This is a genomic window from Thermomonospora umbrina (assembly GCF_003386555.1).
Classification (GTDB): Bacteria; Actinomycetota; Actinomycetes; order Streptosporangiales; family Streptosporangiaceae; genus Thermomonospora; species Thermomonospora umbrina.
In genome coordinates this window covers 3066653-3089377 of record NZ_QTTT01000001.1, presented here as the reverse complement: position 1 = coordinate 3089377, position 22725 = coordinate 3066653, and the positions used below count along the sequence as shown (strand labels likewise).

Annotated in this window: 21 protein-coding genes; 9 read left to right on the top strand and 12 right to left on the bottom strand. The window is 71.4% G+C overall.

The annotated features are described in order from the left end of the window. The first annotated feature begins 17 nt into the window (after positions 1 to 17). Positions 18 to 905, top strand: a complete 888-nt coding sequence (locus DFJ69_RS13720; protein WP_116022840.1) for a crotonase/enoyl-CoA hydratase family protein — start codon at positions 18 to 20, stop codon at positions 903 to 905. A 186-nt stretch (positions 906 to 1091) separates the two neighbouring features. Here DFJ69_RS13720 and DFJ69_RS13715 read toward each other — a convergent pair whose 3' ends face one another. Together DFJ69_RS13715 and DFJ69_RS13710 are read right to left on the bottom strand one after the other, a co-directional pair. Next, positions 1092 to 1832 carry a GntR family transcriptional regulator gene (locus tag DFJ69_RS13715; RefSeq protein ID WP_245974348.1) on the bottom strand — a complete coding sequence of 247 codons (741 nt, stop codon included), beginning with the start codon at positions 1830 to 1832 and terminating at the stop codon, positions 1092 to 1094. Between the two features lie 82 nt (positions 1833 to 1914). After that, positions 1915 to 3129, bottom strand: coding sequence for a PucR family transcriptional regulator (locus DFJ69_RS13710; protein WP_116022839.1), 1215 nt, complete (start codon positions 3127 to 3129; stop codon positions 1915 to 1917). Positions 3130 to 3345: 216 nt separating this feature from the next. Between DFJ69_RS13710 and pgfA the strand changes: the two genes are divergently transcribed. The 3 genes from pgfA to DFJ69_RS13695 all read left to right on the top strand — a co-directional run bounded on the left by pgfA (position 3346) and on the right by DFJ69_RS13695 (position 7257). Continuing rightward, positions 3346 to 4425: a cell envelope lipid trafficking protein PgfA gene (pgfA, locus tag DFJ69_RS13705; protein ID WP_116022838.1), complete on the top strand. Its 1080-nt coding sequence runs from the start codon at positions 3346 to 3348 to the stop codon at positions 4423 to 4425. 185 nt (positions 4426 to 4610) lie between these two features. Further along, positions 4611 to 5873, top strand: a complete 1263-nt coding sequence (locus DFJ69_RS13700; protein WP_245974345.1) for an MFS transporter — start codon at positions 4611 to 4613, stop codon at positions 5871 to 5873. A gap of 28 nt (positions 5874 to 5901) precedes the next feature. Further along, positions 5902 to 7257, top strand: a complete 1356-nt coding sequence (locus DFJ69_RS13695) for an aldo/keto reductase (protein ID WP_116022837.1) — start codon at positions 5902 to 5904, stop codon at positions 7255 to 7257. A 50-nt stretch (positions 7258 to 7307) separates the two neighbouring features. Here DFJ69_RS13695 and DFJ69_RS13690 read toward each other — a convergent pair whose 3' ends face one another. After that, positions 7308 to 8096 (bottom strand): DUF899 domain-containing protein, encoded by a 789-nt coding sequence (locus DFJ69_RS13690; protein ID WP_211328615.1) that lies wholly within the window; start codon positions 8094 to 8096, stop codon positions 7308 to 7310. A gap of 94 nt (positions 8097 to 8190) precedes the next feature. On the opposite strand from DFJ69_RS13690, the gene DFJ69_RS13685 reads away from it, so the two are divergent. Next, positions 8191 to 8676: a winged helix-turn-helix transcriptional regulator gene (locus tag DFJ69_RS13685; protein WP_116022835.1), complete on the top strand. Its 486-nt coding sequence runs from the start codon at positions 8191 to 8193 to the stop codon at positions 8674 to 8676. A 55-nt stretch (positions 8677 to 8731) separates the two neighbouring features. Here DFJ69_RS13685 and DFJ69_RS13680 read toward each other — a convergent pair whose 3' ends face one another. After that, positions 8732 to 9310, bottom strand: coding sequence for a sugar O-acetyltransferase (locus DFJ69_RS13680; protein ID WP_170177646.1), 579 nt, complete (start codon positions 9308 to 9310; stop codon positions 8732 to 8734). A gap of 789 nt (positions 9311 to 10099) precedes the next feature. Between DFJ69_RS13680 and DFJ69_RS13675 the strand changes: the two genes are divergently transcribed. The 3 genes from DFJ69_RS13675 to DFJ69_RS13665 all read left to right on the top strand — a co-directional run bounded on the left by DFJ69_RS13675 (position 10100) and on the right by DFJ69_RS13665 (position 12605). Next, positions 10100 to 11407: a helix-turn-helix domain-containing protein gene (locus DFJ69_RS13675; protein ID WP_484419711.1), complete on the top strand. Its 1308-nt coding sequence runs from the start codon at positions 10100 to 10102 to the stop codon at positions 11405 to 11407. Continuing rightward, a complete protein-coding gene (locus tag DFJ69_RS13670; protein ID WP_116022832.1) occupies positions 11404 to 11964 on the top strand; it encodes a GNAT family N-acetyltransferase in 561 nt (186 codons plus the stop codon). Before DFJ69_RS13675 ends, DFJ69_RS13670 begins: the two co-directional genes overlap by 4 nt. A 119-nt stretch (positions 11965 to 12083) precedes the next feature. Continuing rightward, on the top strand, positions 12084 to 12605 hold the full coding sequence (locus tag DFJ69_RS13665; RefSeq protein ID WP_116022831.1) for a GNAT family N-acetyltransferase: 522 nt from the start codon (positions 12084 to 12086) through the stop codon (positions 12603 to 12605). Between the two features lie 81 nt (positions 12606 to 12686). Here the strand turns inward: DFJ69_RS13665 and DFJ69_RS13660 are convergent, their stop codons facing one another. The 6 genes from DFJ69_RS13660 to DFJ69_RS13635 form a co-directional block, all read right to left on the bottom strand. Beyond that, positions 12687 to 13034, bottom strand: a complete 348-nt coding sequence (locus tag DFJ69_RS13660) for a YciI family protein (RefSeq protein ID WP_116022830.1) — start codon at positions 13032 to 13034, stop codon at positions 12687 to 12689. A gap of 48 nt (positions 13035 to 13082) precedes the next feature. Then, positions 13083 to 14618 carry a long-chain-fatty-acid--CoA ligase gene (locus DFJ69_RS13655; RefSeq protein ID WP_116022829.1) on the bottom strand — a complete coding sequence of 512 codons (1536 nt, stop codon included), beginning with the start codon at positions 14616 to 14618 and terminating at the stop codon, positions 13083 to 13085. 1 nt (position 14619) lies between these two features. Next, positions 14620 to 15789 (bottom strand): acyl-CoA dehydrogenase family protein, encoded by a 1170-nt coding sequence (locus DFJ69_RS13650; protein WP_116022828.1) that lies wholly within the window; start codon positions 15787 to 15789, stop codon positions 14620 to 14622. A 2-nt stretch (positions 15790 to 15791) separates the two neighbouring features. Continuing rightward, entirely contained in the window at positions 15792 to 16523 is a 732-nt protein-coding gene (gene fabG / locus DFJ69_RS13645) for a 3-oxoacyl-ACP reductase FabG (RefSeq protein ID WP_116022827.1), read from the bottom strand. A gap of 103 nt (positions 16524 to 16626) precedes the next feature. After that, positions 16627 to 17784, bottom strand: coding sequence for a thiolase family protein (locus DFJ69_RS13640; RefSeq protein WP_116022826.1), 1158 nt, complete (start codon positions 17782 to 17784; stop codon positions 16627 to 16629). After that, positions 17784 to 18932, bottom strand: coding sequence for an acyl-CoA dehydrogenase family protein (locus DFJ69_RS13635; protein WP_116022825.1), 1149 nt, complete (start codon positions 18930 to 18932; stop codon positions 17784 to 17786). Before DFJ69_RS13635 ends, DFJ69_RS13640 begins: the two co-directional genes overlap by 1 nt. 150 nt (positions 18933 to 19082) lie before the next feature. On the opposite strand from DFJ69_RS13635, the gene DFJ69_RS13630 reads away from it, so the two are divergent. Further along, entirely contained in the window at positions 19083 to 19724 is a 642-nt protein-coding gene (locus DFJ69_RS13630; protein ID WP_116022824.1) for a TetR/AcrR family transcriptional regulator, read from the top strand. A 44-nt stretch (positions 19725 to 19768) separates the two neighbouring features. On the opposite strand, the gene DFJ69_RS13625 is transcribed toward DFJ69_RS13630, so the two are convergent. Together DFJ69_RS13625 and DFJ69_RS13620 are read right to left on the bottom strand one after the other, a co-directional pair. Beyond that, the gene (locus DFJ69_RS13625; protein ID WP_116022823.1) at positions 19769 to 21751 is read right to left on the bottom strand and encodes a substrate-binding domain-containing protein; all 1983 of its coding nucleotides are present in this window, start codon (positions 21749 to 21751) and stop codon (positions 19769 to 19771) included. Positions 21752 to 21805: 54 nt separating this feature from the next. Further along, the gene (locus tag DFJ69_RS13620) at positions 21806 to 22675 is read right to left on the bottom strand and encodes a poly(ethylene terephthalate) hydrolase family protein (protein WP_116022822.1); all 870 of its coding nucleotides are present in this window, start codon (positions 22673 to 22675) and stop codon (positions 21806 to 21808) included. Positions 22676 to 22725 lie beyond the last annotated feature (50 nt).

Sequence of the window (22725 nt, the reverse complement as noted above, 5' to 3'; positions counted from 1 at the left end):
GATCCGGAGGAGACCCGATGAACGACCGGCCGTCCACCGTCCTGTACGAGGTCCGCGACCGCAAGGCGTATCTGACGCTGAACCGGCCCGACCGGCTCAACGCGATCGACTTCCACATGCCGGGCGACCTGGCCGCGGCGGTCAAGCGCGCCAACACCGACACGGACGTGCACGTGATCGTGCTGCAGGGCGCCGGACGGGCGTTCTGCTCGGGCTACGACCTGAAGATCTCGGCCGAGGAGGGGCAGGGGACCCAGGGCTCGGGCGGCGGCGATCCCGTGTGGGACCCGATCAAGGACTACGCGGTGATGAAGCAGTTCACCGACGACTACTTCACGCTGTGGCGTTCGCTCAAGCCGACCATCGCCAAGGTGCACGGCTTCGCGCTGGCCGGGGGCAGCGACATCGCGCTGTCGTGCGACCTGGTGGTGATGGCCGAGGACGCGCGCATCGGCTACATGCCCGCCCGCGTCTGGGGCTGCCCGACCACCGCCGTGTGGGTCTACCGGCTGGGCGCCGAACGGGCCAAGCGCATGCTGCTGACCGGCGACACCATCGACGGTCGCACCGCCGCCGACTGGGGGCTGGTGCTGGAGTCGGCCCCGCCCGCCGAGCTGGACACCCGGGTGGAGGCGCTGGCCGACCGCGTCGCGGGAGTGCCGGTCAACCAGCTCGCCATGCAGAAGCTGATGATCAACCAGGCGTACGACAACATGGGCCTGCAGGGCACCCAGCTCCTGGCGACGCTGTTCGACGGCATCACCCGGCACTCGCCCGAGGGCCGCTGGTTCCAGGAGTTCGCCGCCGCCCACGGCTTCCACGAGGCGGTCCGGTGGCGGGACTCGGGGCGCTGGATCCCCGAGGGCGGCGGGCCCATCCCGACCCGCGAGGACCTGGAGGGTTGACCGCCGACCGGCGGGTCCCACACCGTCGACACGGGCGCGTACGGTGGCTCCCCCGCCGGGTGGGGGCCGGTACACCGGCGGGGGACCAACCGTGCCACAGTCTGTGTCACACAGTTGAGCACCGCTATGGAATCAGGTGAGTCTCCGGGTGCGTCCTTCATCGGCCGACTGAGTACACCGGACGCCTCAGGAGTCGGCGGGACTGCTCTCCAACCCGGCGCGGAACCGCCGGACCACCTCGGCGTGCCACTCCTCCAGGTCCGCCACCGTCCGCCGCCAGGACTCCAGATCCTGCTTCTCCCAGGCGGTCATGGCGTGCCGCACCAGCCCCACGACCTCGGCCGGATCGGCGTAGAGGGCGTCCAGCACCTCCGGGACCTCGCTCAGCATCCCGCCGAGCGAGTTGAGCACCCCGAGCGTGATGCCGCCGCCGGTCATCGCCAGGCCGCTGCGCAGCAGTTGCAGCACGGCCCGGTGCATGTCCTCGGCCATCGGCGTCTCGGCGGCGGCCACCAGCTCCAAACGCTGCAGGGCCCCCAGCACGGGCCTGAGCTCGTAGGCGTCCGGATCGGCGACGAACTTCCGCAGCGCGTCCCCATAGAACACGCGCAGCGCCTCCAAGACGTCCTGCAGGATCCGCACCGTCAGGTCCGGGAGCCGACGCGAGAAGCGGAACAGGTACTGCCAGGTCTCGATCCCGCCGTGGACCTGAATGTCGCGGACCACGACGCCGAGCCCCTGCCGGGCCTCCACGAACCCCGCCGCCCGCAGCCGTCCCAGCACCAACTGAACGGTCGAGGGATTGATCCCGTACTCCGCCGCCAGCCGCCGGATCGACGGCAGCCGCTCGCCGGCCTCCCAACGGCCGGAGGCGATCTGGAACGCGATCTGGTCCGTGACCTCGTCCACGACACTGCTGCGCGTCACGACACCCGTGCCCATCCCCGCGAACCGGTGGCAGGACCGCATCCGACGCAGATCCGGCCCTCTCGACGGACCAGTCTACGGATCAGGAGATCGCTCCGGCCTCGTTCTCGCGGGCGGTGGCCAACCAGAGATGGAGCAGCATGTGCAGCTCGAGGTGTCGGGAGGGGTCGTTGAGCTGCTCACCGAAGAGATCCTGGAGCTTGCGCACCCGGTAGCGGATCGTCTGGGGATGCATGTGGAGCCGCTGGGCGACCTCGGTGGCGTTGAAACGGCACTCGAAGCAGGCGATGAGCGTCTCGGCCAGCGCCACCCGGCCCGACCTGCGGGACTGCAGGAGGGGAGCGAGCCGGCGTTCGACGGCGCGGGCGGCGAGGTCGGGGTCCTGCATGAGCATCAGCATGGCGAGGTGGTCGGTCACGAACACCGGCCCCTCGCCGGGCAGGACGCGGTCGCGCACCAGCGTCAGCGCCTGTCGCGCCCAGCGCAGGGACTTGGCGGCCTCCGGGACGGCGACCGCGGGCCCGATGGCGCCCACCGCCCCTTGGAGCATCGCCTCCAGGGAGGCCCGCCGCCCCGGCCCCTCCGGATCGGGGACGATCAGGCAGGGCTCCGGCAGGTGGAACCCGACGAGCACGTCGGGCGGCAGCGGACCGCGCTCACCGGGCAGCCGGTCCAGGGCGATCGCGCCCACCGCCTTGGGGATCGGCCAGCGGATGGCCTGCGCCAGCTCGGCTATCTTCGCCGTGGGCGGGTCCTCGGAGACCAGCAGGTCGACCAGCCGGCGGCGACCGATCTGGAACCGGTTGGCCGTGTCCTCGGAGGCCTCCGCGTGTCCCTCGGCGGCGCTGGCCGTGAGGCGGTTGTGGTAGGTGAACAGGGCGTCGGCGATCTGCGCCATGGTCTGCGCCGAGGTGTCCATGCCGAGCAGGTCGGCCTCCTCGGTCAGCCTGCGGATCGCGACCCCCGCGCCGACCCGCAGACTCGTCTGGAGCGGGACGAGACCGCGGCCCTCACACGCCTCGCCGAAGCCGAGGTCGCGCCAGAACCGCAGGATGTCGGTCGACGGCAGGTCGGGGTTGATCATGAGCGCCATGAAATGGTCGATCGTCCATTCGGTGGACCATCGGACCACCTCCTGATAGCGCGGGTCGGGGGACTCGGCGTACTCGGGGGTCTGGCGAAGGATCTCCTCCGCGGCCTCGGCGGCGATCTGCGGCACGTAGCAGCGCAGGACGAGGCACCGCTCCGCCAAGTCCTTTCCCGTGACCTGGAGGTCGATCCGCGTGGTCGGAGTCATCCCCCCCGTCCTTCCGGTGCGCTCGGCGGGGCGCCCCACCAACATGAGCTGTAACTCAGATCACAAGCATAACCACCCGAAGTAGCAGTTGACAGCACTGATCACCCGTTGGGGAATGAGCCCGGCGGGCCGCCCGCGCAGCGGGCCACAGCCCTCTCCGGGAAGGTTTGTCCGTCGGCTCTAGCGGTCGGCTGTGAAGCACGTCACGATCTCCCCATGCGTTCACCCGCCGGTCACCGGACCGTACCTCTGGCCCTGTGCGTGCTGGGATGCTGCGGCATCACCCTGGCCCCGCTGCTGCGCGGGTACGTGGCCGATCGCCTGGTCGTCGCGCCGGTGAACCAGTACTCCAAGGCGACCCTGGTGGGCGAGAACGCCCGCTACCTCGACATCGCCAAGCTGACGATGGTCGAGGGCGCGAGGGTGATCGGAACGGCGACGGTGCGCGGCGCGCCCGACTCCAGCAACGCGGAGACGGCGGTGTGGGACTCGTTCACCGTGGTGGAGGACGCCGCCACCGGGGCCGACCTGGACGCCCGGCTGTGGCGGGTGGCGTTCGACCGCAGGACGAGCGAGCTGAGGAACTGCTGCGGCGCGGCCATCGGGAACGACCCCACGGTCCGCCAGGCCGGGCTCGGCATGATGTGGCCGATCGGGAACGTCGAGCGGCGCGCCTACCCCCTCTACGACCCGACCACGCGACGTCCTTGGCCGGCGCTCTTCAAGGGCACGGACGAGGTCGAGGGCCTCACCGCCTACAAGTACGTGCAGCACATCGAGCCCACCCCGGTCGGGGAGTACAAGCAGTTGCCCGGAAAGCTCCTGGGCATGGACGAGAAGAAGTCCTACGACGCCGACCGCACCTACGAGGCGTGGGTGACCGTCTGGGTGGACCCGCGCACCGGGGCTCCGGTGGACCGCCGCCAGCAGGTCACCTCCAAGCTACGGACCAAGGACGGCGTCGACCGCATCACCGTCGCCCAAATGGACCTGCGCATGAGCGACGAGAGCCGCCGGCGGGCCGTCCGGACCGCCGACGAGGGCGCCGGCAGGATCAGACTCGTCCGCACCACCGGCCCCTTGGGCGCCTTCATCTTGGGCGGCGCACTCCTTGGCACGGGCGTGGCCCTGTCGACCCGCACCCGCAGACCCGGCAGCCGCCGCAAGCCCACCTCCCCCTCCGGCCAAGCGCCCCCGCCGCCGCCCCTCGGGCCCACCCTTGAGCCCGCGCCCCCATCCGGGCCCGCGACGCTGTCGGAGCCCGGACCCGTGATCGAGCCGATGCCGGACGCCTGAGGGTCCCTTCCCCTTGGGCACCCCTGCATTGACAATCATCGAATCAGAGGGCCACGCTGGTCTTACTTCGCCAGATACCGAAACAGTGGCCGCCTCCCCCCGCACGGCATCAAGGAGCCTTCGGTGAACGAGCGCACCCCCCATGACCTGCTCGGCGGCCGGAGCGGCTGCGGCCGTTGAGCCGGGTGACGCCCGAACCACCGGCCGGCCCCGACACCGATGCCGCCGACGCCGATCCGCCCGGCGGGTGGCCGATCGTTGCGGCGTTGGCGATCAGCCAGACGGTCGGCTACGGGGTGCTGTACTACGCGTTCGCCGTGGTGCTTCCCGCGATGCGCCGCGACCTGAACACCGGCACCGCCCAGATCACCGTGGCCCTCACCCTCGGGCTGCTGGTCAGTGCGGTCGCGGCCGTACCGGTCGGGCGCCGGTTGGACGCGCACGGCGGGCGGGCCCTGATGACCGTCGGTTCGGTCCTGGCCACCGTGGGGGTCGCCGCCTGGGCGAGCGTGCAGAATCTGTGGCAGCTCTACGCGGTGTTCGTCCTGCTGGGGCTGGCCTCGGCGATGGTGCTGTACGAGGCGGCGTTCGCGGTGGTGGTCGCCTGGTTCCGGAAGGGTCGCGCCACCGCGCTGCTCGCGGTCACCATCATCGCCGGGTTCGCCTCGACGATCTTCATGCCGCTCACCGGCCGGCTCACCGACGCCTATGGCTGGCGGACGGCGTTGCTCGTGCTCGCGGTCGTCCACGGTGCGGTGACCGTTCCGCTGCACCTGCTCGTCCGCCGTCCACCGGCGGTCGCGGCGGCGGCGCGTGAACGGACCGAGGAGGCCGACGCCGGGTCGGCCGCCGAGCGGGACGCGCTCGCGCGGGCGGCGCTGCGCGACCCGCTGTTCTGGACGTTGGGGGCGGCGTTCTTCGCCCAAGGGGCGGCCGTCGCGGTCATCGCCGTTCACCTGGTCACGTACCTGACCGAGTTGGGGCACCGGGCCGCGTTCGCCGCGACCGTCGCCGGGCTGATCGGGGCGCTGTCGGTCTCCGGACGGCTGGTGATCACCGTCGCCGCGCGCCGCACCGTCACCGCCGTCGCCACCGCCGTCGTGTTCGCGCTCCAGGCCGCCGCCGCCCTCGTCCTGCTCGCCGTGGGGCGTACGGGGGCGGGGGCGATCGGCTGCGTGCTGGTGTTCGGGCTGGGGTTCGGGGTGGCCACCATCGCGCGGCCGGCCCTGCTCGCCGACGCGTACGGGACGACCGCGTACGCCACCATCTCCGGGCTGCTCGCCCTGCCGCTGATCGTCGCCAAGGCCACCATGCCGCTGGCCGCCGCCGCCGTCCGCAACGTCACCGGCACCTACACCCCGGTCGTGGTCGCCACCTCGGTCTGCTGCGCCGTCGGGGCCGTCGGTCTGCTCACCGCCCACCGATTGCTGGGCGCCCGCTTGACTTAGAGCGCGCTCCAACAGGCAGGCTGAGGGCATGGACGAGGGGCTGACCATCGCGGAGGCCGCCGAGCGGACCGGGCTGACCACGCACACGCTGCGGTACTACGAGCGCGCCGGGCTGCTGGAGGCGCCGGCGCGGGCGAGCAGCGGACATCGCCGGTACGGGCCGCAGGACCTGGCGCGGATCCACCTGATCACCAAGCTCCGCGCGACCGGGATGGCGATCGCCGACATCCGGCGGTACTCCGAGCTGGTCCGGTCGGGTCCGGACACCTACGCCACCCGACTGCACGTGCTACGCACCCACCGGGCGGGCGTGGTGGAACGGATGGAGCAGCTCCGCGACGACCTGTCCCTCATCGACTACAAGATCGCCCTATACGAGGACCTGCAGAGAGAGGCCGCGATGACCTTCCGGACGCTCGGACAGAACCTGACCAGTTCCGCGCTGGGGCTCGGTTGCATGGGCATGAGCGAGTTCTACGGCCCCCGCGACGACGCCGAATCGGTGGCGACGATCCACCGGGCGCTGGACCTGGGTGTCACCCATCTGGACACGGCCGACATGTACGGCCCGTTCACCAACGAGGAACTCGTCGGCCGGGCCCTCAAGGGCCGTCGCGACGAGGTGCTGCTGGCCACCAAGTTCGGCGTCGAGCGGCTGCCCGACGGCACCCGTCTCGGCCACAACGGCCGTCCCGACTACGTGCGCGCGTCCTGTGACGCCTCGCTGCGCCGCCTGGGGGTCGACCACATCGACCTGTACTACCAGCACCGCGTCGACCCGACCGTCCCCATCGAGGAGACCTGGGGCGCCATGGCCGAGCTGGTCGCCGCCGGCAAGGTCCGCCACCTGGGCATCTCCGAGGCCACGCCGGAGACCCTTCGCCGGGCCCACGCGGTCCACCCGATCGCCGCCGGCCAGTACGAGTTCTCGCTGTTCGCCCAGGACCTGGCGGACGACATCATCCCCGTCCTGCGGGAGCTGGGCATCGGCCTGGTCGCCTACAGCCCGCTGGGTCGCGGCTTCCTGACCGGAACGATCACCAGCCGCGAGCAGTTCGCCTCCGACGACGCCCGGAGTGTCCCGTACTTCCCGCGCTTCACCGGTGACAACTTCGACCACAACGTCGCGCTGGCCGCGAACGTGCGCAGGCTGGCCGAGGCCAAGGGCGTGACCCCGGCCCAGCTCGCCCTGGCCTGGGTCCTCGCCCAGGGCGACGACGTCGTCGCCATCCCGGGCACCAAGCGCCGCACCCGCCTGGAGGAGAACGCCGCCGCCCGCGACATCAAGATCACTCCCGAGGACCTCGCCGCCCTCACCGAGGCCGTTCCCTCCGGGGCCGTGGCCGGCGACCGCTACCCCGACATGGGGGCCACCCGCGCCTGACCGCCCGCCCGGTCTGACCGCCCGACGGAGCGGTGTGGGCGGGCGCACCATCACGTGTCGTACTCGTCGGGGAACCGGAGCGAGGGGCCGCCGACCTCGAGGCCGAGCGGGGTCGCCCGGTCGTGCGGCTCCTCCCAGTCCTCCTGACGGCCGAGCGCGGTCAGGTCGAGGTAGGGGTAGCCGTTGTGGAACTCCTCGATGCCCCGGCCGAAGGTCGAGTACGTGTGGAAGACCTCGTCGCCGACGCGGAGGAAGGCGCTGAGGCCGGGCCAGTCACCGCGCATGCTCGGCGTCCAGGGCGTTCCGGCCGCCGCGAGCTCGGCCTCGTCGCGGTACCAGAGCAGCACCGGGGCCACCCGCTCGTCCAGGGTGGCGTGGAAGTCGTGGTTGAAGGTCCCGCCCGCCGAGGAGTACCACGGGAACGTCCATCCCATCCGTTCCCGGAACGCGGCGATCTTGTCGTACGGCGCGCGGGACACCGCGACGAGCGTGGTGTTCCGAGCGTGCAACCGCCGCAGCCCGGCGATGCCGTCGGCGGCGGCGGAGCAACTGGCGCAGCCGACGTCGCGGGGATGTTCGTTCCCCTCGTCGTCGATGTCGTACGACCACATGAAGTGGTGCACCACGAGCTGCCGCCGCCCCTCGAACAGGTCGAGCAGGCCGACCTCCCCGTTCGGGCCCTGGAACGTGTACGGCTCGTCCACCCGGACCATCGGCAGTCGGCGGCGGTCGGCGTTCACGCGGTCGCGCGCCCGGGTGAGCTCCTTCTCCTTCGCCAGCAGCTCCTTGCGGGCGGCGAGCCACTCCGCACGCGACACCACCTGGGGTGGATTTCCCATGGACATCGGAGGCCCCCCGTCTGATCTCGTTGTGCGTTCGGTTCGACGCTAGGCATACTGGTGCGTAAATGCAACCGGTTCGGAAGGCGGTGCGGTGCGCAGGGACAGGCGATCGGGCTGCCCGATCAACCTCTCGCTGGAGATCCTCGGCGACCGCTGGACCCTGCTGGTCCTGCGCGACATCACCTTCACCGGCGCCCGACGCTTCCGCGAGCTGCTCGCCGGCCCCGAACGGATCTCCTCCAACATCCTCGCCGACCGACTCGCCACGCTCGTCGACCACGGCCTGCTCACCAAGGCCGACGACCCCGCCCACAAGCAGAAGGTCGTCTACAGCCTCACCGAGCGGGCGATCGAGCTGGTCCCCGTCCTCGCCCAACTCGCCACCTGGGGAGCCCGCCATCTCCCGGTGACCGACGAGTACGCCGTCCGCACGGACGTCCTCGCCGCCGGCGGCCCCCCGCTCTGGGAGACCTTCATGGACGAACTCCGCGAAACCCACCTCGGCCCCCAGGCCCGCCACCACCCGGCCCCCGAAGGCCCCACGGTCACAGAACGTCTGCGAGCCGTTCGCCCCTGACCACCCGCCGGCCGTGTCAGTCCCGGCGCGCCGTCCCACCCATCGATCGGACGGCTCACAGCCGGCGGATGACCCGAGCCGGATTGCCGACCGCCACCACATTCGGCGGTACGTCCTTGGTGACCACGGCCCCAGCCCCAATGACGCTGTTGACGCCGATGGTCACCCCCGCCAACACGATGGCCCCACCCCCGAGCCACACGTTGTCCTCGACGACGATCGGCTCGGCGGCCTCCAACTTGGCGCGCCGCTGCTCCGGATCCAGCGGATGAGTGGGCGTCAACAACTGCACGTTAGGGCCGATCTGCACGTCATCCCCAATGGTGATGGGGGCGACGTCCAGCGCGGTCAACCCATAGTTGGCGAAGGTGCCCGACCCGATGGTGATGTACGAGCCGTAGTCGACGTACAACGGCGGCCTGATGTTGACGCCGGCACCGACCGACCCCAACAACTCCTCCAGAACGACTTGGGCCTCCTCCTGATCGACCGGATACACCTCGCCATACCGATGCGCCAACGCGATCGCCCGCTGAGAGGCGGCCTCCAACTCCGGATCATCGGCAATGTACAAGTCCCCGGCCAACATCCGCTCACGATTACTACGCGTATCCCCGGCAAAGTAGTCAGGCACCCACCAACCCTAAGAGCCCCCACCCCCGAACCCCACGCCCACCAGGGACGAGCAGGTCACTGCCACAGGATCCCGTTGACACCGACCGGGCGAGAAGCACGACCGGCATGCCGGCGGTATTCATAGGTCGGCCCGCCGTCCGGGGATGGGGCGACTTCGTGGACGTCGGCCGTCCAACCCTCCGAGGCCTTTCTCAACTCGGCGTTCACCTCCGCGACCGCGTCCATCCTGTCTCCGCACACCCCGACCGGTCCGAGGTCTCCGGAGGCGTCGCGGATCTCCCACGTCCACCATGTGGCGGGCGGTGCCTCATCCATGGAGCGCGTTCCACCGGCCGTGGCGTCCGTGACCGTACTCGGCGTCCATATCGCCGATCCGTTCCCGTAGCCCGAGTGGCGTAGCGGCCTCCAGCAGCCCGTACCAGGGGTACGGCGCTCGCGGTGTCGCCCAGTACCGTCCGGTGCTGCGCCCCCACCAAGCGACCCACCGCCCCCCGGTCGACCGCTGAACGTCTCGCGCAGCCCGCTCCGGGTCCCCGGCGGCGTTTTCCGGTCGGGTGATGCCGAGGTCTGCGGTTTTCGGCCATGCCTGATCCACGTCAGAACCCACCTCCTGGCCAGGCCCCGGAACACCCTGGTGTGGACGCACCAGGCCCGGGGCCGCTCTGGTCTGGTGACTCTCAGCGAAACGCAGGTCACGGGGTGCGGGTAGAAGGACAATGGCGGACAGGTGGGCGGACAGCAGGCGGACACACGCGAGTGTCCGCCCCGCCTAGCGCCGGAGGTGGGCATGGTCGCCATGCGTCCGCGGTGGGCTGAGCGACTCCAAAGCGAGCGCGAGGCCCGCGGGTGGAACAAGGTGGAAATGGCTCGCCACCTGCTCCGCGCCGCGGACTTTGGCCAGGGCAATCTCCGGAACCTCGCTCGGCAGATTCGCCGCTGGGAAGAGGGCGCGGTATTCCCCCGCGACTGGGCGGACGCCTACGCCACCGCCTTCCAAGTGGACAGGGTGGAGCTTTTCGGACCCGAAAATGAGGGGGCGGGTGCATCCTGGGAATATGACCCGAATGCAGCCGACGACGTGAAGCGCCGCGCACTGCTCGGGCTGCTCGCCACGGCGGCAGCCGTACCGCTCGGCTACCAAACCGAAGAGGCTCGTACCGCACTGAACGCAGCCATGGGCCGAGAACCGACCGACCGCGACGCCGACGCCTGGGAGCGCGTCGCCTACGACTACGCCCACGAGGTCGGCCTGATGCCCGCCTCACAGGTCGTCCCCGAGCTCCTCGCCGACTTCACGGAGATCAGCGTCATCCTGTCCACCGCGCAAGACCCGGTGCGGTCGCGGGTCGTCCATGTGGCGGCACGTCTCGCCGCGCTCACGGCCATCACGCTGACGAGCTTGGGCGACCCCCGGTCCGCCCGCCGGTGGTGGCGTACCGCCGCCCGCGCCGCCGACGAGAGCGGCGATCACGTGATCGCGGCACTGATCCGGGGCAGGCAGGCGGTGTTCTCGCTGTACGACGAGAGGCCCCGCCTGTCGGTCCTCGACGTCGCGGACGAGGCCATCGCCGTCGGACGCGGAGAGCCCTGCGCCGGTGTGGTCAGCGGGTACGCGGCGAAGGCCCAGGCCCTCGCGGAACTCGGTCGCGGTGCCGAGGCGCTGACCGCCCTCGGCGACCTCCATGACGTCTTCGAGCGTCTTCCCGACCACACCCGCGACGACCGGGCGTCCCAGTGGGGATGGGGTCGGACGCGGCTCCTGCACGTCGAGAGTCACGTCCATTCCTTCACCGGCGACATCGACCGGGCGACCCGCGCCCAGGACGAGGTGCTCGCGCTTTACACCGGCCGTGGGTTGGGTCGCCTCCAAGTCGAGCTGCACCGGACCGCGTGCATGATGCGGGCCGGGGACGTCGATGACGCGGCACGGCACGCCATGCGCGTGTGGTCCGGTTTGCCGCCGCAGCACATCGGGGACGGACTCATTCGCCGGACGGCACTGGCCTCGCTCTCCCTGGCACCGTCGGCGACCGTCGGCCGACCCACCGTGCGCGAGGCGTACAAAATGCTGGCCCTGACCTCGGGAGAGCGATGACCCCGCCGAGCCTGACCTTCACCCGGCACGACCCCCGATCCACCGAAGAGATCCTCGACAGCGTGATCGTGCCGCTGTACGAGGCCACCCACGCCGACGTGATCGACGACCCGTTCTACTCCGCCGAGCGGTTCGCCGAACGCGCTCGCGGCTACCTCAAGGCGCCGGGCTTCGAAATCGTGGTCGCCTACCGTGAGGGGGCACCGGTCGGGCAGGCGTTCGGGTACGCGCTCCCGGCGACATCCCGGTGGTGGGAGGGCCTGACCACCCCGGTCCCCGACGGCTTCACCACGGAGACCGGCGCGCGGACGTTCGCGTTCAACGAGCTGATGGTCCTGCCCGAGTGGCAGGGCAAGGGCGTCGCCCACGCCCTGCACGACGAGCTGCTCGGCGGACGCCGCGAGGAGCGGGCGACCCTGCTGGTCCGGGAGGACAACACCTCTGCGCAGACCGCCTATGCGCGCTGGGGGTGGGAGAAGGTCGGCAAGCTCCGCCCATACCCGGACGCGCCGCACTACGACGCCCTGGTGTTCCCGCTCCCGCTGGCCGGTGCGTAGGCGGCGTGACCGGTCAGCCGCCGTTCTCCGACGCCTTGGTGCGCGAGCGTGAGGGGCGTTCGGGTGTCGCGTGAGGGTGCCGCTGCGGTCATGGTGCAGCCGTCCTGGCCGGTCGTTCGATGAGCGAGGTCGCCTTCTATCGGCTCGACGGGGTCGCGGTGGGCGAGGTGTTGGACGAGGTCGCGGATCTGTACGTCCGGGTGTACGCGGAGCCGCCTTACGAGGGGGCTTCGAAGTTCAGTCGTGTGCGCTTTCTGACGCGGACCCGGGCGCAGGCCGCTGCTCCGGGCTTCGCCTTGGTGTCGGCGCGGTCGGACGGGGTACTGGTCGGGTTCTCGTGCGGGTTCTCCATGTCGTCGGGCGGTTGGTGGGGCGGTGCCTCAGCTCCGCCCGGCGAGGTGCTGGACGCCTTCAAGTTCGCCGTCGTCGAGGTGGTCGTGGATCGGCGGCACCGGAGGCAGCGGGTGGGTACGCGGCTGCTCGAAGGGCTGCTGGACGGTCGGCCCGAGCGTTACGCCACCCTCGCCGCCGTGATCGGCTCGCAGGCGTACGACTGGTACCTGCGTTCCGGTTGGCGCAAGGTCGGCGAGTTTCGGGCGGAGCCGCCGTTCTCCGACGCCTTGGTGTGTGAACTGCCGTAGACGGTGAGAACCCGACGGGCAAGGGCGTCACGCGAAGCGTTGTCTCGGCTCCCGCTTGAGGTCCTTGCCCACGGCACCGCGTCAGGCCGACTCCAGGATCGGGCGGATTTCGATGGCCTCGCCGGTCGGGAGGGTCTTGGCGAGTTCGACGGCCTCGTTCCGGTCCGCCACGTCGATGACGAACCAGCCGCCGAGGGTCTCCTCGCCGGCGTGGACGGGCCCGTCCGTCGCCGTCGTGGAGCCGTCGGCGACCGTCCGTACCGTCACCGGGGCGGTGTGGTCCGTCTCGAGGGCCTCACCGCCGACGAGTTTGCCCGCGCCCGCGATCTCGCCGATCCAGGTCTCGTACGCCTTGCGGTGCGCGTCCCGGTCGGCCCGAAGGCGGCGGCGCGAGGCGTCCGTCTCGAAGATCACGAGTGCGAATCTCATCGGCGTTCCCCCTGAGCGGTCGTGAGAGTGAGCGATCACGCCATGAGATCACGACGGTCGGGCGAAGCGTTGTCTCAGCTCTCGTTTGAGGACCTTGTGGCTGGGCCCCAGGGGGAGGGCGTCGACGAACTCGATGCGGCGGGGGTATTTGTGGGCGCCCAGGTTTTCGCGGGCGAAGGCGATCACGTCCTCCGCCGTCGGAGCCGGCGAGGCGGGGACGATGACAGCGCAGATCTCCTCGCCGCGGACCGGGTCGGGGAGGCCGATCACGGCGACCTCGCCGATGCCCGGGTGGCGGAGGAGGACCTCCTCGACCTCGCTGGGGTAGACGTTGAAACCGCTGCGGATGATCATGTCCTTGGTGCGGTCGACGATGGAGATGAAGCCGTCGGCGTCCTTGACCCCGATGTCGCCGGTGCGGAACCAGCCGTCGATGAGGACGGCGGCGGTGGCCTCGGGGTTGCCCAGGTACTCGGTGAAGACGTTGTGGCCCCGGATCACGACCTCGCCGGGGGAGCCCACGGGGAGAAGCGAGATGCGGTCGGGCACGGCGGGGTCGGCGATCTCGACGTCCACGCCCCACACGGGGTGCCCGACGGTGCCGGCGCGGGAGCCGTACACGGGCTGGTTGACCGAGGCGGTCGGCGAGGTCTCCGAAAGGCCGTAACCCTCCAGGACCTCCGCCTGGAACAACTCGTTGAAGGACTCCAGGATCGGCAGCGGCAAGGAGGCACCGCCGGAGATGCACCGGTGGAGGGTCGGGAGCGAGGAGCGCCCCCGGCCCTCCTCGATCAGGGCGTGGTACATCGTCGGAACGCCATGGAACGTGTTGACACCCTCGGCGAGCATGAGGTCGATGGCGTCCGCGGCGTTGAAGCGGGGCAGCAGCACCAGGGTCGCGCCCGACCGCCAGACCGAGTTCATGCTGACCGTCTGCCCGAAGGTGTGGAACAGCGGGAGGGCTCCCAGGGCCACGTCGTCCGGCCGGGCGTCGTTGGCGTCGAAGGCGTTGACCGTCGCGTTCATCACGAGGTTGAAGTGGCTGAGCACCGCGCCCTTGGGGCGGCCGGTCGTTCCGCTGGTGTAGAAGATGACCGCCGGGTCGTCCGGCGACCGGGACGCGAACCAGGGCAGCGGCTCCACGGAAGAGGCCAGGTCCTCCAGCCGTCCGTTCACGCCCGGACCGTCAAAGGGGCCGAGCGCATACGTCTCGATCCCCGCGGCCGTCGCGGCGGCGGAGCCGACCGGGACGTTCGCCGCATGACAGAGCAGCAGGCGGGCGGCGCTGTCGCGCAGGACCCACTCGACCTCGTCGGCCGTCAGCAGCAGGTGGACGGGCACCACGACGCCGCCGGCGGCGAGGATCGCGTAGTAGGCGATCGGGAACTCGGCGGTGTTCGGGCACAGCAGCGCGACCGGGTCGCCGGGCCGTACGCCCGCGCGGACCAGGGCGGCGGCCTGCGTCAACGCCTGTGACCACAGCGAGGCGAAGGTGAGCCGGCGGTCGCCCTCGACCAGGCCCACCTTGTGGGGACGGCGGCGGGCGTTCTCGGCGAGCACGCTCGCCAGTGACAGGGTCGCCATCTCAGCCGACCTGCCCGATCTTGGTGTAGCCGCGCAGCAGGTCGCGGGAGATGATCAGCCGCTGCATCTCGTCGGTGCCCTCGAAGATGCGGTAGAGGCGGACCTGCCGGTACCAGCGCTCGATCGGCAGCTCGCGGGTGTACCCCATGCCGCCGTGGATCTGCAGCACGCGGTCGATGACCTGGTTGACCATATTCGCCCCGTACAGCTTGGCCATGGAGGAGCTGTGTCGGGGGTCGAGGCCCTGGTCGATGGCCCAGGCTGCGCGCAGGACCAGCAGGCGCGCGGCCTCCAGCTCCACCTCGGAGTCGGCGATCATCCACTGGATGGCCTGGTTGACGCCGATGGGCTTGCCGAACGTGTGCCGGGTGCCCGCGTAGTCGATCGCCATCTGCAGGGCGCGTTCGGCGATGCCCAAGGCGTGCGAGGGGATGGTGTAGCGGCCCTTGCCGATCCACTTCATGCCCAGCTCGAAGCCCTGGCCGATCTCGCCCAGGATGTTCCGCGAGGGCACCCGGACGTTGTCGAAGACCAGGGAGGCGGGGCCGCCCTCGCCCATCGTCTGGATGAACTCCGAGGTCCAGCCCATGTCCCGGTCGACGAGGAACGCGGTCGTGCCGCCGCCGCGCACGCCCTTCTCCTTGTCGGTGACGGCCACGACGATGGTGAAGTCGGCATCGTTGCCGTTGGTGATGAACGTCTTCTCGCCGTTGAGCACCCAGTCGTCGCCGTCGCGGTGGGCGGCGAACTTGATGTTGGCGGCGTCGGAGCCCGCGTCCGGCTCGGTGATGGCGAAACAGGAGATCCGCTCACCCGCGATGGTCGGGAGCAGGTACTCCTCCTTCTGCCGCTCGTCGGCGTGATAGAGGATGTTGTCGGCCTCTCCGCCGAACCGGAACGGCACGAACGTGCGCCCCAGCTCGGTCCAGAGCAGCGACTGGGTGACGGCGGGCAGGTCCATGCCGCCGTACTCCTCGGGCGTGGACAGGCCCCAGAATCCGAAGTCCTTGGCCTTGAGCTGCAGCTCGCGCAGCTCGTCGCGCGTGAGGCCGACCTGATGGAGGCGTTCGCGGCGGAGCACCTCCTGCTCCAGCGGCACGACCTCCTTGGCGATGAACGCCCGGGCGGTGTCGCGGATGGCTTCCTGCTCGTCCGTGAGTCCGAAGTCCATGGCTAGCGTGCTCCTCCGTTCACGTAAAGGGTCTGGCCGCTGACGTAGGAGGCGTCGTCGCTCGCCAGGAAGGCGATGACGGCGGCGATCTCCTCGGGCTGCCCGACCCTGCCGAGGGGTGTCCGCTCGGCGACGGTCTGCTGGTGCTCTTGCGCCGTCATGCCGATCCGCTCGGCGGTGGCGGCGGTCATCGCGGTGGCGATGTAGCCGGGGGCGACCGCGTTGACGTTGATGCCGAACGGGCCGAGCTCGATGGCCAGGGTGGCGGTGAGGGCCTGGATCCCGGCCTTGGCGGCGGCGTAGTTGGCCTGTCCCCGGTTGCCCAACGCGGACCGACTGCTCAGCGAGACGATCTTGCCGTGGCGCTGTTTCACCATGTGCCGCTGGGCGGCCTGGCAGCAGTGGTAGACGCCGGTCAGGTTGACCGCGAGCACCGCGTCCCAGTCGTCCTTGGGCAGCTTGAAGAACAGGTTGTCGCGGGTGATCCCGGCGTTGTTGACCAGGACGTCGACCCGGTCGAGCCCGGCGAACGCCGCGTCCACGGCGGCCTGGTCGGTGACGTCGCAGTCGATGGAGGTGGCCGCCGCACCGATCGCCTGAGCGGTCTCCTCCGCCCCGCCCAGGTCGAGGAGAACGACGCGCGCGCCCTCGTCGGCGAACCGCCGGGCGGTGGCCGCGCCGATGCCGCGCGCAGCTCCGGTGATGACGGCGACCTTTCCCGTGAACCTGCCCATGCTGCCTCCTAGGGGATCTCGATCAATGCGGCGTTGCTCCACCCCGCCGGGCCGCGTCCGGTCGCCGCATGCCGCCGCCTCCGCACTCCGGTCGCCATGGTCGCTAGGGGGACTCGATGAGCACGGCGGTGCCCTGTCCGACGCCGACGCACATGGTGGCCAGGCCGCGCCGCGCGCCGGTGCGGCGCATCCGGTGCAGCAGGGTGGTGACGATGCGCGCGCCGGAGCAGCCGAGCGGATGTCCGAGCGCGATGGCGCCGCCGTCGGGGTTGACCCGCTCCGGGTCCAGGTCGAGCTCCCGGACGCAGGCGAGGGCCTGGGCGGCGAACGCCTCGTTCAACTCCACGGTGTCGAGGGCCCCGGCGTCCCAGCCGGCCCGCCTGAGGACCTTGCCGGTCGCGGGTACGGGCCCGATGCCCATCACGTCGGGATGCACCCCGGCGGACGCGCCCGCGACGTACCGGCCCAACGACTCCAGGCCCAACGCGCGCAGCCCCTCCTCGCCGGCGAGGATCACGCCGGCCGCGCCGTCGTTCATGGGGGACGAGTTGCCCGCCGTGACCGTGCCTCCCTCGCGGAAGACGGGCTTCAGCGCGGCGAGCCGTTCGAGGCTGGTGTCCTCGCGGATGCCCTCGTCCTGCTCCAAGATCTCGGGCAGCGGGACGAGCTCGTCCGCGAACAGGCCGTCTCGACGGGCCCGGGCCGCGTTCTGGTGGCTGCGCAGCGCGAACCGGTCCTGGTCCTCGCGGCCGACACGGTACCGGGCGGCGACCTCCTCGGCGGTCTCGCCCATGGCCAGCACGCCGTGCCGGTCCCGCATGCGCGGGTTGGTGAGCCGCCAGCCCAGGCGCGTGTCGTACGTCTGGAGCGTGTCCTTGTCGGGATGCGGCAGGACGAACGGGGCGCGCGTCATCGACTCGGAGCCGCCCGCGACGACCACGTCGGCCTCCCCGGCGGCGATGGTGCGGGCCGCGAGGGTGATCGCCTCCAGGCCCGAGGCGCACAGCCGGTTGACGGTCGCCCCGGGAATGGATTCGGGCAGCCCCGCGAGCAGCACCGCCATGCGCGCCACGTTGCGGTTGTCCTCGCCGGCCTGGTTGGCGGCGCCCCAGTAGACCTCGTCGATCAGCGCCGGGTCGAGGCCGTCGGTCAGCGTTCGCAGGACGGTGGCGGCCAGGTCGTCCGGGCGGGTGCCGGCGAGCGCGCCCCGCAGGCGGCCGATCGGGGTGCGGCGCGCGGCGGCGAAGTGGACGGGGCGCATCAGAACGCGCTCACGCCGGTCAGCTCGCGACCGATCAGCAGCCGCTGGATCTGGCTGGTGCCCTCGTACAGGGTCATCACCCGGGCGTCCCGCAGATACTTGCCGACCGGGTACTCGTCGATGTACCCGTAGCCGCCGAACACCTGGAGCGCGTCGTTGGCGGCGCGCACCGCCGCCTCGCTCGCGAACAGCTTCGCCTTGGACGACTCGGTGGCGAACGGCAGGCCCCGGTCGATCAGGTCGGCGACCCGCCAGACGAGGAGCCGGGCGGCGTCCACGTCGAGGGAGATGTTGGCCAGCAGCTCCTGAACGAGCTGGAAGGACGCGATCGCCTTGCCGAACTGCTCGCGTTCCTTGGCGTAGCCGACGGCGGCGTTCAGACAGCCCTGCGCGATGCCGACGCATCCGGCGGCGACCGACATGCGGCCCTTGGCGAGGGCGGCCATCGCGACGGAGAAGCCCTTGCCCTCGGGGCCGAGCCGCGCCGTGTCGGGGACCCGCACCCGGTCGAGGACGAGCTCGGCGGTGGCCTGGCCGCGCAGCCCGAGCTTGCCGTGGATCTCGCGGGTCTCGAACCCCTCGACGTCCGTCGGCACGAGGAACGCGGTGATGCCGCGATGCCCCTGGCCCCCGGTGCGGGCGAAGACCAGCGCCACGTCCGCCCACGTGCCGTTGGTGATGAACATCTTGGTGCCGGTGAGGAGCCAGTCGTCACCGTCGCGGACGGCCCGGGTCGCGAGGTTGGCGGCGTCCGAGCCGATGCCGGGCTCGGTGAGCGCGAAGCAGGCGAGGGCCTCGCCGGAGGTCAGGCGCGGCAGCCACGCGCGCTTTTGGTCCTCGGTGCCGTAGTGGCCGATGGACTTGCCGACCAGGCCCAGGGACACCGACACGATGCCGCGCACCGCCGAGTCGCCCCGGCCCAGCTCCTCCAGGACCAGGCAGTACGACAGGTGGTCGCCGCCGGATCCGCCGTACTCCTCGGGCAGCGTCATGCCCAGGAAGCCGGTCGCGCCCAGCCTGCCGACGATGCCCCGGTCGACGGCCTCGGCCCGGTCCCAGGCGGCGGCGTGGGGCACGATCTCCCGGTCGACGAACTCGGCGGCCAACCGCCGCAGCGCGTCCTGCTCCTCGGACAGCTCCAGATTCATGGGCGCGACCCTCACGTTGACCTCGGCCGAAAACTAGCGATGCAAGTTTCCTGTTAGGTTAGCCACGTTAAACTAGCGTTGCAAGTTTCCGGCCGAAGGCGGTCGGGATGCGAGAATGACCCGCTCCGACCGACCCTCAGGAGGTGCCCCGTGGCCCGGCCCCGCCAGCCGCTGCTCAGCCGGGACCGCATCGTGGCCGCCGCGCTGGCGCTCGTGGACGCCGAGGGCCTGGAGGCCGTGTCCACCCGCCGCCTGGCGTCCGAGCTGGGCGTGAGCGGCCCGTCCCTCTACAACCACGTCGCCACCAAGGACGAGCTGCTCGACGCGGTGGTGGACGCGGTCATCGGCGAGGTCGACCTGTCGATGTTCCCCGACCCCGACTGGCGCTCCTCGCTGGACTCCTGGGCCCGCTCCTACCGCGCCGCCCTGGCCGCCCACCCCAACGTGGTGCCCGCCCTCGCCCAGGGCATGGGCCGCCGCCCCAACGCGCTCCGCCTCGCCGACGCCGTCTTCGGCGGCCTCGTCGACGCCGGCTGGCCCCGCCGCGAGGCCACCCGCGTCGGCGCCCTCATGCGCTACTTCATCACGGGCTCGGCCCTCGGCTCGTTCGCCCGCAACTTCCCCGCCGACGCGAGCGTGTACGAGAACGCCTACCCCCACCTCAGCGAGGCCCACCTGCTCGCCGAACGCCAGCAGCGCATCGACGAGAGCGCCTTCGAAACCGGCCTCCAAGCCCTCCTCGACGGCCTCGAGCTCCGCTTCACCGCGCTGGCGACGACGCCGCGCGCCTAGCCGCCCCGGACGGACCCGTGGGGACTCCACGATCGGGGCGGTGATCAGCGGCCGGTGATGCGGCGGGACAGCAGGCGCAGGAAGATGCCCCGAATGTCGTCCGGGGACTTCGCGATCTCGACCCGGCCGTGGGTGACGTCGGCGATCTGCTTCAGCTCCGTGGGGTCGACACCCTCACCGAAGCCGATCATGTTGACCACGACCAGCTTGTTGGGGTCCTGCATCTCGCGCAGTCGGTCCAGCGTCTTGGCCAGCGTGAGCGTGCTGCCGGGGTGGTCGTTGCGGCCGTCGGTGAGCACGGTGATCGAGTGGCCGAACTCCGGCTTGAACGTGTCGGTCATGTGCTCGTAGGCGGCGAGGACCGTCTCGTACAGGCCCGTGTCGCCGTCGGGCTTGGGCGCCATCACCGCCAGGGAGGACAGGAGGCTGCTGCGGCGGGTGACGGAGCCGACGCGGTCGCCCAGCGGGCCGACGGAGACGATCTCCCGGTAGGGCTTGTCGCCGTCCATGTCGGTGGAGAACACCCACGAGCCCAACTCGGTGTCGTCCGACAGGAGCCGCAGACCGCCCTGGGAGACCTTGACGATCGCCTGCATCCGGGTGATGTCCGGCCCGACCCTCTCGGCCATCGACCCGGACACGTCGGTGAGGAGCAGCAGCCGCAGACCGAGGGACAGCTTCGCCCACGCCTGCATGACGGCGCCGGTCTCGACGGCGCTCGGGGCGGGGAGCATGCGCGGCCGGGCGGGGTCGACGCCGGACCGCACGGTGAACTCGCCCGGCGCATCGCCGTCGGGCGTCCGGAACCCGAGACCGAGGACGTCCGCGCGGGTGTCATCGGACCCGAGCGCCGCCTCCAGCAGAGCGGCCGCCCGCCGCCGTTCGGCGTCACGGCCGACGGTGACGTACGGGTAGTCCATCGACAGCGTGCCCTCCTGGGGATAGAGCGCGACGGCGCTCTCGGGAGGAGACGTCTGGTTGTACCTCCACAGGGCCTGCTCAGGGGTGAGCGCGAGGGGCATCCGCGCGGAGCCGCTCTTGCCGAACCGGTCGAACTGGTCGCCGACGGTCTGGACGGTCGCCTCCCGGAGGGAACGGACGATGCCCGTGAAGGTCGCGTCCTTGTCCGGGGTGCCGTCGAGCAGCGTGTTGATGATCATCAGCGAGCCCATGCCGGTGGCGTTGGCGGCCGGGTCGGGGAACGTCAACCGGACGGCGCCGGCCGAACCCGCCCCCTCCGCGCCCGCCGCGGCCCGCAGCAGTGCGGCCCAGGACGGCGGCGCGGTGCCGTCCTGGGCGCGCAGCCGTTGCGCGACGCCGCGCGGCACGCCGACCACGATCGGGCTCGACGCCACCGAGGTCCGGGAGACCTGGATCGCGCCCTTGCCCTTGTCGGAGCCGAGCACCAGCGACGTCCACAACGACGAATCCGGGATCCACACGTCGGGGATCCGGGAGTTCGCGGACGGCACCCCCACCCCGGACAGCAGCAGCGTGGTCCGGGACGGGTCGACCGCCGTCACCGCGGCGCGGACGCAGGTGTCCCCGACCTTCGCGTCCTCGTCGTTGAACCGCTCCACGGCCTGGGTGACGGCCGGGGCGATCTCCGGGGCGGCGGCGACCTCGAGCACCAGCGCGCCGCCGCCGCAGCCGCCGAACCCGGACAGCGCGTAGCCGCCCGCGCCCAACACCACGAGGAGACCGACGGCCCCGGCGAGCGGGCCGAGCATGGGGCCGCGCCGCCCGCGTCGCCGCCGCCGGTGCCCGCCGGACGTCCCGGCGGGCACCTCACCCGACCGCCACACCTCCGACTGCCGACCGCCGAACGCCCCCGAGGAGTCCGACATGCGCAGCGGGGGAGGAACGGCGCCGGATCGTTCCATGGCGGGGCCGTACGGAGGACCGCCGTGGCCGGCCGGCGGCCCCGGCCGCCCCGGACCCGAGGCCCCGGAGCCGCCCGGGCCGTAGACGGGGTCGGTGCCGTCCGGTCTCTCCCCGGGGAGGTCGTTGCGATGACGTCCGCTCACGGCAGCCTCGATTCACTGAGCCATGGTGATCACTGGAACGGCGGCGGCCGTCGGCTAGTTGTAGGCGGCGGTGAACTTGGTGTTGCGCAGCCACTTGGAGAACAACTGGGTGTCGCCGCAGTAGCCGCAGTCCGGTCCGGCGAACGCGGCGCGGGCCGCGGGGTCGTCGCGCAGCATGAAGTGGAGCCAGGCGGTGGTGGGGCCGCGGAAGACGCCGCCGTCGCCGGCGGGCGCGAAGTGGTTCGCGCCCCGGACCTCCCCGTAGATGGCGGGCCGGTTGCCCGAACCGTTGTAGTCGCCGAGGACCCAGCTCGGCTGGACGATGTCGTCGTTCTGCCCCGACATGTAGAAGGTGGGCTGGCGGACCCACCCCGGCGTGGCGAGCGGGCCGGGCTGGATCGGCAGCACGGCGTCCACCCGGGAGTCGTACTGGGCGGCGTTGAGCGCCCCGGCACCACCCTGCGAGTGCCCGGCGGACACGACCTTGCTCAAGTCCACCTTGCGGTAGTAGGGGCTGGACGCGTTGCCGTTGCGCTTGGCCAGCACGTCCAGGCCCTCGCGCATGTCGGTGCCGTCGTTGGACTGCGTGGTGTTGGCGGCGGCGACGACGAAGCCCTGGCTCGCCCAGTGGCGCAGCATCCCGTCGTAGGCGGCCGGGGTCGCGCCGGTCCCGTTCCCCCAGATCACGACCGGGTTCGGCACGCCGTTCGCCGCCAGGGTGCTCGGCCGGTAGATCGTGTGGTTCGTCGCCTTGTCGACGGTCACCGCGTACGGGCCGGGCGCCGACCAGTCGGCGGGCACCGCCGCGCCGGCGGCGGTACGGGCGGCGGTCGCGGACGCCGGGGAGGTGAGCGCGTTCGCGACCACGGGGACGGCGAGCAGGGGCGCGGCGACCAGCACGGCGATCCGGGCGAACCGAGGCATACGGACTCCAGCGGTGGGGGGTGACCGGGGTCACAGGGGGTGGGGCGGAT